At 61.4% G+C, this 13,813-nt stretch carries 12 protein-coding genes and 1 pseudogene; 5 read left to right on the top strand and 8 right to left on the bottom strand.

Annotation, left to right across the window (positions count from 1 at the left end):
- The first annotated feature begins 728 nt into the window (after window positions 1-728).
- Both U4Y88_RS22565 and U4Y88_RS22560 read left to right on the top strand, forming a co-directional pair.
- Window positions 729-1,733 carry a CAP domain-containing protein gene (locus U4Y88_RS22565; RefSeq protein ID WP_321786487.1) on the top strand — a complete coding sequence of 335 codons (1,005 nt, stop codon included), beginning with the start codon at window positions 729-731 and terminating at the stop codon, window positions 1,731-1,733.
- A 414-nt stretch (window positions 1,734-2,147) separates the two neighbouring features.
- Entirely contained in the window at window positions 2,148-3,131 is a 984-nt protein-coding gene (locus tag U4Y88_RS22560; protein WP_321786485.1) for a hypothetical protein, read from the top strand.
- A gap of 160 nt (window positions 3,132-3,291) precedes the next feature.
- Here U4Y88_RS22560 and U4Y88_RS22555 read toward each other — a convergent pair.
- Window positions 3,292-3,432: pseudogene (locus U4Y88_RS22555) on the bottom strand (integrase core domain-containing protein); the annotation flags it as partial.
- Between the two features lie 47 nt (window positions 3,433-3,479).
- Window positions 3,480-4,283, bottom strand: a complete 804-nt coding sequence (locus tag U4Y88_RS22550; protein ID WP_321786483.1) for a hypothetical protein — start codon at window positions 4,281-4,283, stop codon at window positions 3,480-3,482.
- 313 nt (window positions 4,284-4,596) lie between these two features.
- Between U4Y88_RS22550 and U4Y88_RS22545 the strand changes: the two genes are divergently transcribed.
- The 3 genes from U4Y88_RS22545 (at window position 4,597) to U4Y88_RS22535 (ending at window position 7,063) form a co-directional block, all read left to right on the top strand.
- Window positions 4,597-5,280 (top strand): putative quinol monooxygenase, encoded by a 684-nt coding sequence (locus U4Y88_RS22545; RefSeq protein WP_321786481.1) that lies wholly within the window; start codon window positions 4,597-4,599, stop codon window positions 5,278-5,280.
- 323 nt (window positions 5,281-5,603) lie between these two features.
- A complete protein-coding gene (ssuD, locus tag U4Y88_RS22540; protein WP_321786480.1) occupies window positions 5,604-6,731 on the top strand; it encodes an FMNH2-dependent alkanesulfonate monooxygenase in 1,128 nt (375 codons plus the stop codon).
- Complete coding sequence (locus U4Y88_RS22535; protein ID WP_321786479.1) at window positions 6,728-7,063, top strand: hypothetical protein; 336 nt, start codon at window positions 6,728-6,730, stop codon at window positions 7,061-7,063. Before ssuD ends, U4Y88_RS22535 begins: the two co-directional genes overlap by 4 nt.
- Window positions 7,064-7,132: 69 nt before the next feature.
- On the opposite strand, the gene fabI is transcribed toward U4Y88_RS22535, so the two are convergent.
- The 6 genes from fabI to U4Y88_RS22505 form a co-directional block, all read right to left on the bottom strand.
- Window positions 7,133-7,915 carry an enoyl-ACP reductase FabI gene (gene fabI / locus U4Y88_RS22530; RefSeq protein WP_321786477.1) on the bottom strand — a complete coding sequence of 261 codons (783 nt, stop codon included), beginning with the start codon at window positions 7,913-7,915 and terminating at the stop codon, window positions 7,133-7,135.
- A gap of 28 nt (window positions 7,916-7,943) precedes the next feature.
- On the bottom strand, window positions 7,944-9,125 hold the full coding sequence (locus U4Y88_RS22525) for an acetate/propionate family kinase (protein ID WP_321786474.1): 1,182 nt from the start codon (window positions 9,123-9,125) through the stop codon (window positions 7,944-7,946).
- A 3-nt stretch (window positions 9,126-9,128) separates the two neighbouring features.
- On the bottom strand, window positions 9,129-10,067 hold the full coding sequence (locus U4Y88_RS22520; RefSeq protein WP_321786472.1) for a phosphate acetyltransferase: 939 nt from the start codon (window positions 10,065-10,067) through the stop codon (window positions 9,129-9,131).
- Window positions 10,064-12,433 (bottom strand): DUF3141 domain-containing protein, encoded by a 2,370-nt coding sequence (locus U4Y88_RS22515; RefSeq protein WP_321786470.1) that lies wholly within the window; start codon window positions 12,431-12,433, stop codon window positions 10,064-10,066. The genes U4Y88_RS22520 and U4Y88_RS22515 overlap by 4 nt, the downstream gene beginning before the upstream one ends.
- A gap of 454 nt (window positions 12,434-12,887) precedes the next feature.
- A complete protein-coding gene (locus U4Y88_RS22510) occupies window positions 12,888-13,070 on the bottom strand; it encodes a DUF3562 domain-containing protein (RefSeq protein WP_321786468.1) in 183 nt (60 codons plus the stop codon).
- A 60-nt stretch (window positions 13,071-13,130) separates the two neighbouring features.
- On the bottom strand, window positions 13,131-13,808 hold the full coding sequence (locus U4Y88_RS22505; protein WP_321786466.1) for a carbonic anhydrase: 678 nt from the start codon (window positions 13,806-13,808) through the stop codon (window positions 13,131-13,133).
- Window positions 13,809-13,813 lie beyond the last annotated feature (5 nt).

The following is a 13,813-nucleotide window of genomic DNA, read 5'->3' as shown; positions in this document are numbered from 1 at the left end:
GCGATCGTGTCGCACGCGCTCTCAGACCGTTGCGATCACAACTTCCAATTCGACGCGACAGTGTCGCTCTTCATATATCGGTATCGCGCGTGCAATCTTGAGTGCTGAATGGGCTCATTCAGCCTTCATTTGAATGGTCGCTCGAGAAAATCCGGCGCATCAGGCGATTGCCGTGCGATAACAACGACGCTCATCCAGGCGAACGGGCTATCGGAATACAGGTATGCCGATCACGGCGATGATCGCGTCTTTACGACGGAATGCGTAGCGTCACCCCTCGTAGTCGAAGGCTAACGACTTATGCGAATTGAGTAGATTTCACTCTAAACCCCGGGTCTGTATATTCATTTTGATTGACGCAAACTTTAGCAGGAAAACAGTGACGATAGCGCGTCAGTCCGTCCACCGAGTGAATTTAAGCGCAAGATGGCCCGCGAAGGAGCCCCGAAACGATTTGCTCATAAGCATGATTCGCGCACACTGGATAGTCGCTCATCATTTATATAAAGCAAATTCAAAAACATAGGAAATCGCAGTTTTTCGCCATGTAAAACGTTTGCGAAATCATTCAAACGCTCACATTTCAAAGACGAGACGGCCTTTATCCGAGAACTTGCACTTCACGCGAACGGACTCTTATCACGCTCTATTCCGTCTCACCCTCTAAACCTGAAACGAATTTTGCCGATAAGAAGATTAAACATACCAACACCGAATCGATTCTTGCGATGTCTCACCGAACACTCGCGGCGATCCCGCTCGCTGCCGCGCTCGCCATTCTCAACGCCTGCGCGACCAAGCCGGCCGTGACGCACGTTGCCGAGCCGCCCTACACCGGCCCGCGCATTACCCTTCACACGGCACCAGGCGTAACCGCTCTCGTCATCGAGCCTGCTGATCCGCTGCCCACGGCGATCAGCTATCTGAATGCTCGACGCGCGGAACTCGGTCTGAACGCAATCACCTCAGACCCGCTCGTGGCGCAAGCCGCTGCTGCCCACGCGCACTACCTGGAAGTCAACCGCGCGAGTAGTCACGATGAGAGCGAGAATCTCCCCGGCTTCTCGGGCACGGATGTGACGACGCGTGTGCGTCAGTACACCGAGACCACGGGCGCGAGTGAGGTGTTCGCCGTCTACGGAGGTCAGCGGGTGCCGGCTCTTCCAATCGAGGAGATATTCGATTCGCCGTATCACCGGGGCGCCATGCTCTACGACTGGGCGCGCGCCGGCGAAGCCGTTGCGTCGGGCGATAGTCAGATCACGGTCGTGGACTTTGCGGACCCCAAGCCGGCGATCGGTGATACCGAGCTCGTGGTCTATCCCTATGACGGGCAGAAAGATGCACCGCTCGCCTGGCAGAACATCGAACAGCCCGATCCGATGGGGCCCAATTCACGCTACCGGGGCGCGCTGCTTGGCTATCCCCTGACTGTGTCCGGTGGCACCAACGCACATATCCTGCTTGAGAAGTTCGAGCTTCGTGACGGTCGCGGAAAACCCGTGAGCTGCCAGATAGCACCGCTCACGAGCGCCGACACTGGCCGCAACACAGCGGTTTGCACACCGTTCTCTCCGTTGCGTCCGGGCACGACCTACACCGCGCACGCGACGGGGCGGTTGACGCAGCAGTTTGGAGTCGCCAACGCGCCCTTCGATGTCCGGTGGTCGTTCGCGACGATCGCAGCCCCCGTTCAGATGGACAACGTCGTCGCACAAGCCGCAAATCGCTGAACCGCCTGGATCTTCGTCGACACCAGTAGCACTGGTCCGACGACGTGTGCTCGAAGTTCGGGGTCACTCCGGACCGTGTCTTTCCGGAAAGCCTTGAAAGTAGGTCTTGCGCAAGTTTTCCTATCGCTGTTTGACGCTGTGGAGCAATGCCCTCAACCAAAGCAGATCGGCCTCGCACCCCCACGGATCGGGGAAAGTTTTCATTTGGACTTCCCGGCCGTCGACTTACCCACGGGAAAGTAAAAAGAGCGACTTAATGGGAATCCAAACAGGGTGCTTTCGCCCTACAATTCGAACTCGCCGTTACTTCTGGCAACGTTTGCACACTGGCGTGAACGCAAAAATATCAAATACGTCCTTCGCGATCTGCTTGCCGAAGATTAATTCTAAAAATTTTCTGAGAAAGGTTGGGGAATGGGCCTCATTAAAGGTTCACTCAAGCTCGTGGGTAACGTTGTAACGCTGGGCGGCGTCTCCCGAATGGAAGACGCGCAGAAAGCCTACGAGCAAAGCTACGGCGCCTACATGGGCGTTCATGAAGAGGCGAAAACCGTCGAGACCCATATTCAGGGGCATGTCAAGGATATCGGTTTGGCGCTCACCAAAGCAAAAAAAGCGTTGGACAAGGGCAGCGTGCTACTGCACGGAAGCGTCTTCGACGAAGCCGTACCTTCTGAGGACGCGTGCCGCGTCGATCAAATCGCGACCTCTACGGCCGACTACAGCAGTACGTCCACGCTGGCACAGATTTCCAGGTTTCAGAAGGACTACGAGTCGGTCACCTCGATTGGTGCGGGTGTCGCCACGGGTAGCGCAATGGCTATTGGATCCTGGACCCTCGTTTCCACGCTCGGTGCGGCTTCCACCGGGACGGCTATCGCGGAACTGTCGGGTGCAGCGGCCTACAACGCTACGATGGCGTGGTTCGGCGGTGGCTCACTCGCTGCTGGCGGCGCAGGCATGACCGGCGGGGCATTCGTCCTGGGCGGACTCGTGGCCATTCCTCTGGTGTTTGTGGCGGCTCGAGGCACGCACCGCAAGGCCAAGGAAATCGAAGAACACACCGTGAAAGTGGAGAGCGCCACGGTCACGCTGCGCGAACAACTTGATACCTTGAATCAAATGTTGCCGGTGGTTCAGTCGAAAAAGCATGAATCCGAAAACGCTTGCACGGAGTTGATGGAAGAAGTCAAGCGCCTGCGCAAGATCATTCGGCCTTGGGGCGTCCTCAGCATCCTCAAGCAAAAAATCTTGCGCGCGTTCGGGAAAGAGCCGTATTCGCCTGTGCAAAATACGGCAATGTTCGACCTGAAGTGTGTGCTTTCCGGGTTCCTTACCTGGTTCAATGGCAGCAAGACGCTCCCTGGCGCAGATATCGCCGGGTTCCTGTCGGAATAGCGGAGCCGTCGCCAACGCGATATCCGACCTCGCCGACATGGCCATTATCAGCTGGAGCGGGCGGACTGCCCCACCGGATTGGACGTCACGAAACCGGCTTCGCCGAACGGCTGAACCACTCCGGTTTCCTGGACACATTGCAATGTGAGTGTCCAGCCTTTCATGAGCTTTCGGCCTTAGGCCGAAAGCTGTGCTGCCAGGCGAACTCGCCCGGTGTCAGTTCGTTGAGTGCCATGCGAGGCCGGGTCTCATTGTAGTCCCGCCGCCATGCCTCGATCTCGCGTTTCGCCTCCGCCACCGTCGCCTCTCCGCCAACCAGACCGAACTGCTTCTCCGCCCGTAGCCCTATTATTCCGAAGCGGCCACGGGTGCCTGAGCCACCTCAGACGCACCTGTAGCAACAGCCGCAGACGGAGCTTGAACAACAGTGCCCTGGGCCGCCAGATTCTGAATCTCCTGGGCGCAGTCATCCGAGGCGACGACATGTGCTCGAGCCAATAGCGTTTGAAGCCCGTTGATCTTTCGCTGATCTTCAAGCAATACAGATTGGCATTGAGCCTGCACCTGCTCCAACCCCTGACGATCCAGAATCGACTGGAGATGCTGGGCCATCTGCGCGCGGTTTTCCACATTAGGCACCTGGAGACCGAGCACTCGCAAACTCTCCAGGACCGCTGGCTGGCACGCGCCCGTGTAGTTCAACACCTGATCGCACACTGGCGGCAGGACCCACGTGGGAGCGCTTCGTGTCTGGGTAGCCCACGGCTCTTGCACCGTCGCCACACGTTGAACATGGTGGACCTCGCCGTGGTGCACCGAGTGTTTGTGAAACCGCACGCGATGCAAATATCTGCGCCCTTCTGAGTGGGCCATCGCCACTCGCGTGTGTTTCGCACGTTCCTCGTGTTCAGTGCGCTCCTCGTGTTTCGAGCGCGCGACGTGCCGTACGTGCTCAGGCCTGCGGTGTTCGTGTGGCCGCGCCGTGACCATCGGATGACGGGCTTGCTGGATGTGGCGCACCTCAGCGTTATGGGCTTTAGCGCCGTGATTGACCTTGGTCTCGGTGATCGCATAGGCTGCCTGAGCCACCAACGAGCACCCCATCATCACCACCACTGCGTTGATTCCCGTTCTTTTCCTGTTGCAATCCACTGCCCGACCTCACATTCCTTGTGCACAGCCATCTGTTAACGGCAATTTTCGGCCGGCCTTTAATCCCGTTGAACGGCTAGAAGCTGACATGACCAGGTGATCGTCGTGGCAACGCGCAAAGCATGTCATCGTCGATACCCTCACGATTCATCACGTTCGTCCGCCCAACCTAAAGGATCCTTCATTTTTAATTTCCCGCTATCTGGCACCATCGGACACTCCGTCTTTTGAGTTTGCCTTTCCCATGCGCACCTCACGCTTCGCGAAACTCCGAAACACCACTGCGCAACTCGTTGTGCTTACAAGTGCTTCCATGGCCGCCGCCTCGGCCTTTGCCGCCGCGCCCAGCGCCACGGCAAACCCGCTTCCTTATTCGAATCTCTCGACCCTGCACGTCAAAGCGGCGCAATTGCAGCCCTTCCTGCAAGCGCTGCGTCACAACGCGGCCAATGCGCGCGAAGAAGCGGGCAATCTCTCTTTCACGGTCTTTCAATCGACGACATCGCCGACCACCTTGTACGTCCTCGAACAATGGAAAGATCAGGCCGCCTATCAAGCTCATATGAAACAGCCCGCCTTGCTAGACATGCACAAGGCCGCGAATGCGGACCTGGACGGCGGCATTAGCCATATGCGCATCGTGCCCGCCACATCGGACGCCGGCATTCAACCCAAACAGATCGATCACGCCGATCAAACCAGCAACGTGCTGGTCTTCCTCTCCGTGAAGCCCGACGAATCGGCGAAATTTCACGCGGATGTGAACGAAGTCTCGCCGACCTTCCGCGCCGCGCCCGGCAACGTCTCTTTCGAGGTCTATCAGAACGCGGACGATAAGAACCAGATGGTGCAACTCGAACGCTGGACGACCGAGTCGACGCATCAAGACAATCTGAAGCGCCCGGTTATCCAGACGATCCGCAGCGGCTACGCCGTCACGCTGGCCAAGCCGATGCTCGATGGCCGCGTGCTGCTCAAGGACGTCACCAACGACTAGCGCGAATCGCGCCGAAGACCGTCAACCGCTCGCTGCGGTTGGCGATGCCATGAGCCATCGACTTCAATTGCGTCGGCTGGCCAGACACCATTCCCATCCCGCACTGCGCCCGGTAACGCCCATCCACGTGCCCGCCCGCGTGCGAACCCCTTGCGTCGATCCGCCGCGACCGCCCCCGCAGCGCCCGCCCCGTATGGCATACCTCGCGCAGGAATAAGCTATTGCCTGCTCATTGGTAGGGAGAGCGCGTCCCGTCTGCTGTAATGATCGCCATGGCTGCTCGAGCACACGAAGCCGGCCTTTCCCAACGGAAGCGAATCCTTATGAGCCTCGACATCTTCTGGTTTTTGCCCACCTCCGGCGACACGCGCTATCTCGGCAAATCCGACTCCGGCCGCGCGCCGACCAACGCGTACATGCGGCAGATCGCGGTCGCCGCCGAAGAACTCGGCTACGACGGCCTGCTGATCCCCACCGGCAGCAGTTGCCTCGATCCGTGGGTCACGGCCGCCAGCCTCGCCCCGGTCACGCGGCGCATCAAGCTGCTCGTGGCGCTGCGCACGTCGCTCGGCAACGTGACGGCGTCCGCGCGTCAGGCCGCGACGCTCGACGAGGCGTTGGGCGGACGCCTGTTGCTGAACGTCGTGCCGGGCGGCGATGCCGCGGAACTGGCCGCCGACGGCGTGTTCCTCTCGCATAACGAGCGCTATGAGCATGCCGCCGAATTCCTCACGGTATGGCGCCGGCTGTTCAAGGAAAAGCAGGTCGATTTCGAAGGCAAGCATATTCGCGTCGAAAAAGCGCAGAACCTCATCGCGCCGGTTCAGAAACCGCATCCGCCCTTGTATTTCGGCGGCTCATCCGCTGCGGCTCACGAGATCGCCGGCGAACATATCGACACGTATCTCACGTGGGGCGAACCGCCCGAAGCCGTGGCCGCAAAATTCGCGGACGTTCGGGCGCACGCGGAGAAGCACGGTCGCAAGGTGCGCTTCGGCGTGCGCTTGCACGTCATCGTCCGCGAAACGAATGAGGAGGCGTGGGCCGCGGCCGACGCCCTGATCAGCAAGCTCACCGACGAAGATATCGCGCGCGCCCAGCAGAATTACGCGAGCATGGATTCCGTGGGCCAGCGCCGCATGGCCGAGCTTCATCAGGGCCGTCGCGACAAGCTGGAGATCAGCCCCAATTTGTGGGCGGGCGTGGGCCTCGTGCGCGGGGGCGCGGGCACCGCGCTGGTGGGTGATCCGGCGACCGTCGCGCAGCGATTGCGCGAGTATGCCGACATCGGCGCGGAGTCGTTTGTGCTCTCGGGTTATCCGCACCTCGAAGAAGCGTGGCGTTTCGCCGAACTCGTTTTCCCGCTGCTGCCCGGCAAGCAGCCGGTCACGATCGCGGACAACGTGCAGACGGGCGGCGCGTTCGACGGGCGGGCGCAAGCGGCTTCGTGAGCGGTTTCCTGAGCGGCTTCCTATGCAGATCACGCTCCGGGAAACTCGCGGCACGGCAATTGCTCTATCGTCTGCGCAAAGCCACGAACCTACCGGAGCCAGCCATGCAATTCATGTTTCAGTCGTGTCTCATCAGCACCAGCGCAAGCATCGATGACGGGCGAATCGTGGCTAACGCGCGCATTTTCTCGCCGGCATCCGATGGTTCGTTCGAGGACGATGTTCACGATCTCTGCATCGATGAGAATTTCATCGACGAGCACGAAGCCCTGTCCTTCGCACGCGAGCGCGCGATGGGCTGGGTCGAGGAGCACTGCGTCAGTTCGATTTAACCGCGCCAGAAGGGGCTGAAGCGCCCCACGAGGCGTTGCGGAACGCCGGATGTTCGAGTTCGAACGCATCTACGCCATGATGTGAACGCCGCCGTCGACGTACACCGTCTCGCCCGACAACCGGCGCGCATACGGCGTCGCGAGCCAGGCACAGGTAAAACCGACATCCATGATGTCGACCAGTTCGCCGAGCGGCGCGCGTTCGGCCGCCTCGGTCAGCAGCAGATCGAAGTCCTTCAACCCAGACGCGGCGCGCGTTTTCAGCGGCCCTGGCGAAATGGCGTGAACGCGAATACGCTGCGGGCCGAGTTCATAGGCCAGATATCGCGTGCACGCTTCGAGCGCCGCCTTGACCGGCCCCATGACGTTGTAATTGGTGACCACCTTGTTCGCGCCGTAATAACTCATCGCGAACAGGGAGCCGCCGTTCTTCATCAGCGGAGCGGCAAGCCGCGCCATGCGCACAAATGAATGGCAGGAAATATCCATGGCCGCCGCAAAGCCCTCTGCCGAGCAATTGAGCAGGCCGCCTTGCAAATCGTTTTTCGGCGCCCACGCAATGGAATGCACGAGGATGTCGAGTTCGCCCCATTCGCTCGCGATCCGCTCGAATACCGCTTCCATTTCTTCATGTTTCGATACGTTCAGCGGCATGAACACCGGCGCCTCGATCGCGGTCGCGAGCGGCTCGACATAGGTTCGGGTCTTGTCGTCGGCATAGGTGATCGCAACGTCGGCTCCCACTTCATGAAACGCTTTCGCGCAGCCCCATGCAATCGAAGAATCGTTGGCGATGCCCGTCACCAGCGCTTTCTTGCCCTTGAGAACGGGATGTTGAGTGCTCAGGTCCATCAGACTCCCCTATGGCCGTGATGCGGATTCACGCGATACCCGTCGCTTCGCGCGTATGACGGGCGATCATGAGTTCTTCGTTGGTCGGAATGACCCAGACCGATACCTTGCTCGACGCCGCACTGATACACGGCCCGCCCGATTCATTGGCATTCCTGTCCAATTCAACACCGAACCAGCGCGCAAGCTCGCCAACCCGTTGCCGAATTTCCGGCGAATGTTCGCCAATGCCCGCCGTGAAAACCAGCGCATCGAGTCCCTGCATCGCGGCCGCGAGCGATCCCAACTCGCGGCCGATCCGATACGTGTACAGGTCGATCGCAAAGCGCGCCCGGGGATCGTCGCTCGCGAGCAGCGTGCGCATGTCGCCGGAAATACCCGATACGCCGAGCAGCCCCGAGCGTCGATACAGCAAATCCTCCACGGCACGCGTATCCATCTTCAGTTCGTCCTGAAGATAGAGAATGACGCCCGGATCGAGATTGCCGCTGCGCGTGCCCATCGGCAATCCATCGACCGCGGTGAACCCCATCGTGCTCGCGACGCTGCGGCCCGCGTCCAGCGCGCACAGGCTGGCACCATTGCCGAGGTGCGCGACCACCGTGCGGCCCTTCGCGGCGGCGGGCGCAGCGTCCGGCAACGTTCGCGCGATGTACTCGTAGGAGAGGCCGTGGAAGCCATAGCGGCGCACGCCTTGCTCCGTCAACGCCGCCGGCAGCGCGAACGTCGAGGCCAGCGCGGGCTGCGTGGCATGAAACGCGGTGTCGAAGCACGCGACCTGCGGCACGTCGGGATTGCGCGCGGCAATCACGCGAATGGGCTTCAGGTTGTGAGGCTGATGCAGCGGCGCGAGCGGCGTGAGCGAATCGAGTTCGTCCAGCACCTCCGGCGTGACGACCACGGGCTTCGAGAACGTCCGGCCGCCGTGCACCACACGATGCCCCACAGCGACGACGCGATGGCCGTCGCGATGCTCGCGCAGGAACTGGCCGATATAACTGACGGCCTCGTCGTGACCGATACCGCTCGATCCCCAATCCTTGTCGCCGGTCGGCTGGCCTTGCGCATCGAACGCGACGAAGCGCGGCATGGAACCGAGCCCGTCGATCTGACCGCGCGTCACGAGCGCCAGCTCGCCGCCATCGACACGAAACGCGCGGAACTTGATGCTCGACGAGCCCGCGTTGAGCACGAGAATAACGTCGGCCATGTTTTACCCCGTCACCCGCGCATCTTCCCTGCGCTTTTCGGCCACGAGCGACGCCACGGCGCATGAGGCGAGCCGCGTAATCACGCTATCCGCGCGGCTGGTCAGGATCACCGGCACGCGCGCGCCGAGCACGATGCCGGCGGCATCCGCGCCGGCGAGAAACGACAGACTCTTGGCGAGCATGTTGCCCGCTTCGAGATCGGGCACCATGAGGACGTTGGCGCGCCCGGCGACCGGCGAAACGATGCCCTTGATGCGCGCGGCTTCGGGGTCGATCGCATTGTCGAGCGCGAGCGGGCCGTCGACGAGCGCGCCGCGGATCTGGCGGCGATCGACCATCTTGCACAAGGCAGCGGCCTCGATCGTGGACGGCACTTTCGGATTGACCGTCTCCATCGCCGAGAGCAGCGCCACGCGCACTTCAGGCAGACGCAGCGCGTGCCCCAGATCGATCGCGTTCTGCAGGATATCGCCCTTCTCGGCCAGCGTCGGCGCGATATTGATGGCGGCATCGGTGATGATCAGCGCGCTTTCGTGCCCCGGCACATCCATCACGAAGCAATGACTCACGCGGCGCGCCGTCCGCAAGCCGCCCTCGCGGCTGACGACGGCGCCCATCAGTTCGTCGGTGTGCAGGCTGCCTTTCATCAGCGCCTCGGCGCGCCCCTCGCGCACCAGTTCGACGGCTCGCGCGGCGGCCGCGTGACTGTACGGCACATCCTCGACGGCGCAGCCGGTGATGTCGAGATCTTCGCACTCCGCAATCTCCTCGATGCGCCCTTGGGGCCCCACGAGAATCGGCGCGATCAGACCGAGCGTTTTCGCCTGCAACGCGCCTTCGAGCGAGCTTCGATCGCACGGATGCACCACGGCGGTCGCCAGCGGCGGCAGAGACCGGCAATAGTCGATCAGCCGGTCGTACTTTTCGTGTTCACGATTCACAGTGTCTCCTTGCGTCCGAGCTCCGTATGGTCCGACGACGTCTCGGTCACGGCAGGCTTCGCAGCGGTGGATCGCGAGGCGGACGCGCGCTCGATCGGCAACAACGCGCGGATCGTATCGAGCATGGCAAGCTGCGCCGATGATGGTTCGGCATCCTGAACACGTCGATCGGCCAGCAGTTTTTCAGCCAGTTCGAGCAGCTTCTGGCGATCCTTCCTGTCCTGAAGCAGATGCGGCAGCGTCGCGAGCGCCGCGTCCGGCTCATAGCGCACGATGATTTCCTGCTCGCCGCGCACGCGTCGCCATTGATCCTCGGGCAGCGACGGCAGATACGCCGCGTAATCCTTCGCGAGTTCACGCTTCAGCGCAAGCCGCGCGAGCGGCAGCGGTTCGCCTCGGCGCGCGAGCAGGCACGCGGCGCGGGCGAGCGCCTCCGTGTAACCGCCCTCGTTGATCGACGCCAGGGCGTCTTTTACGAAAGGCAGATCGCGCGGATTATCGGTCGATTCGGGGTGCCGCGCTGGCGCATCGCCGCCGTGATCGTCGACGGGCAGATTGCCGTAAAACGAAAAGAACGCGCTCTCGGTCATCGCGTCGCGCAGCGCGCGATAAAAGTCGAGCGACGCGCTGATCATCTGCGATCCATAGTGCTCGAACGCTCTCGCAGGCGGCGCTTCAGCCGCTTGTGCATCCCGTTTCGTCTTGATCGTGTGCGCCGCCGGTCCGAGCCAGGCGAGCCACGGATTCATATCCGACAACGCCCAGCGTTGCGCGCGCAGCGGGTGAAACTGCCGTTGCAGATGCGCCGTCGATTCGTTCGAGAGCGCCCGCACCCACGGCTGCAGCATCATCTCGTACGCGCGCTGATTCAATTCGGACACGCGCTTGACCGCTTCGAACGGCTGTTCGTCGACGCGCTCGAAACGGTTCAGCCGCTCGGTGACTTCTTCGAGTCGATACTCGCGAAACGTCACCTCGTAGTGCGGCTTGCCCTCGCTGTCTTTCTCCTCGCCGATTTCCATGCCGTAAAGGCCCGGCGGAAACGCTTCAATCGCCTCCAGCACCGAGGCGATCTGCTGGTGCTCCTTTTTCGCCACCTTGCCCGACACGAATATGCCGAGATGGCCGATGCTCTGATGCACGAGCCCGACGATGACCTGGCCGCGCGCCTTGATTTCCTCCGTGCTGCCGTAGACGTCGGCGACCCAGTTGAAGGCCTGTTGCGGCGGCGTGATGTTGTCGCCGAGCGAAGCGAACAGAATGATCGGCGACTTGATGGCCCGCAGGTCGAAGGCTGCGCCGTCGAGCCCGCGCACGTCGCCCGACCACAACGCGTTGCCGATGAACAGATTGCGCGTGATCCACTCGATCTCCTCGCGGTTCATCAGGTAATAGCCGCCCCACCAGCGCTCGAAATCGAGGAAGCGCGGCGGCTCGGTATCGATGTTGTCGAACAGGTGATAGTACTTGTCCCAGAAGCTGTTGGCGGGATTGAGGTTCTCGAAGTTCTGCACGAGATGGGCGCCGTCGAACTTGCCGTTGCCGAGATCCGCACTCAGCGAAGCCAGCCAGCTGCCGCCCAGCATGCCGCCCGAGTAACGCATGGGATTGTCGCCCTCGCCTTCGCTCCACGCGCCGCTCCAGTACGACATCGGCGCACCGTTGATGACGAGCGGCCCCGTATGGTCCGGGTCCGAACTCGCGAGCATCATCGCGGCCCAGCCGCCCTGGCAATTGCCGACGATCGCCGGCTTCGCGCTGTCCGGGTGCAGCTCGCACACCTTCGCGATGAACTGCTTTTCGGCCGCGCACACATCGAGCAGCGTCTGGCCCGGCTCCGGGTCGCGATAAAAGATCACGAAATACACGGGATGACCGGCCTTGAGCGCCACGCCCGCCTGCGAATCGTCCTTGAAGCCGCCAATGCCGGGACCGTGCCCCGCGCGCGGATCGATAATCACATAAGGACGTTTGCGAGCATCGATGACCACGCCGTCGGGCGGCAGCAAACGCACGAGCGCGTAATTGACGGGCCGCACCAGTTGCCGGCCATCGACGACGAGTTCATGGCGGAAATGCAGAACCGGCTGAAGATCTTGACGCGTTTGATCGACGAAACCATTTCCCCGCTGGCGCAAGGTGTCCCAGAAGAGGACGGAACGCTCGGCCATATCCATCGCGTAGCGATAACCGTTCCAGGGATTCCATGCGCTGTCCGGCGTGCCGGTCTCGCTGAGCCGCTGCGCCGCATCGCTGCAACGCTGATTGAATTGCGTGAGCGCCACGTCCCATCGTTTGGCGAAAAGCCTCGAAACCTTGTCGCCGACTTCCTGGTAACGCGCGTATTGATTGGCTATGTCGGTCATTGCATCACCTTCCGGGCCGCAATTGAAAGGAGGAGAACAGGTCCGCCGCATGACGGTTCGAGCGGTTGAATACGTCAGCGATACCGCGCGACGGCCGCAGATCAGCGCGTCTTTTGAATAGCGCCAAAATGAAAGGAATACTTATGAATGAATCGGGTGGAAACTTTGTTGCGATGCAGTCCCGCCCCTCATCCGCCTCGGTACACCCTGGCAGACGCATGTGACAGATTCGTTACACCAACTGGCCGAAACGGCCATTTCGGCCGTCTCGGCGCTATCTCCCCCGCCTTGTGCATTCGCACAAACTGCATCGTGCAGACCTTCGCCGCCTTTCTCTATAGGACCATCGGCCGATAGACAGCCGATGCGATCGTGGCATCATGAACCCCGGCGAGCGGCCTGGTGAAGCGCTGGACGAGCGGTGTCCGCGCGAGTCATTCCGATTCGCTCCGATTCACTCGTTATCGGCGCGCAATTTCGACGCGCCTCGTAAGGCCTCGCGCACGCGCTTTGCCGCAAGCAGCGGTATATAGTCGAGAACGCGCGCATCCTTGCGAAAAGCCTCGAACGCCTCCGCGTACATCTGCGCGACGACGTCCTCCGACGTTGCCGTCAAGGCGGCAATTTCGCGGATCACTTCCTGAATGTCCTGAGTCTTCATGGTCTCCCCCGTCACGCGGAGGCGTGGCTCGCCGCATCATCGCGCGCGCGAAGCGAGACGCGAAATCATCCGCTCACCCATTTCGCGATCGATGACCTGGAATGACCGGCTCAGTCGCTCATAGGCGTACATGTCGCCCTTCGCGATATCGAACCACCAGCCGCTCAGGACGAGCGCGCCTGCATTGACCTGCTGACGAACGATCGGATAGGTCATGAGGTGCTCGATCTGCACGAGCACGTTGAGTTGCGATAATTGATCGTGCGGCTTCAGGCTGGCGTCGAGCGGCCCTTCCTGCTCCAGACGAAACGCGGCGTTGTGCGCGTGGCACAGCCACTTATCGAGGTTCGGCGATTTGAGTTTGGCGCTGCGCGAAAACACGGCTTTCATCGCGCCGCATTCGGAATGCCCGCACACGACGATATTCGCGACCTTTAGCACCAGCACCGCATATTCGATCGCGCTGGCTTCGGAAAGATCGCCGGTCGAGATGCCGTCGGTCGTCGCCGGGGGAATCAGGTTGCCGACGTTGCGCATCGTAAATAGCTCACCGGGAAGCGTCGAGGCCAGCAGATCGGGCACCACGCGGCTATCCGCGCAAGTGACGAACAGCGTATCCGGCGTTTGGCCCAACGCGAGTTTGCTGAATTTATCCGCGTAATCCGGCAAACGCTTTTCCCGGAATTCGACGATGCCCGCGATGAGTTTGCGCATGGTGG

Origin of the sequence: Paraburkholderia sp. J94 (genome assembly GCF_905220285.1) — a bacterium.
GTDB classification, from domain to species: Bacteria; Pseudomonadota; Gammaproteobacteria; order Burkholderiales; family Burkholderiaceae; genus Paraburkholderia; species Paraburkholderia tropica_A.
This window is presented reverse-complemented; position numbering and strand designations above follow the sequence as displayed.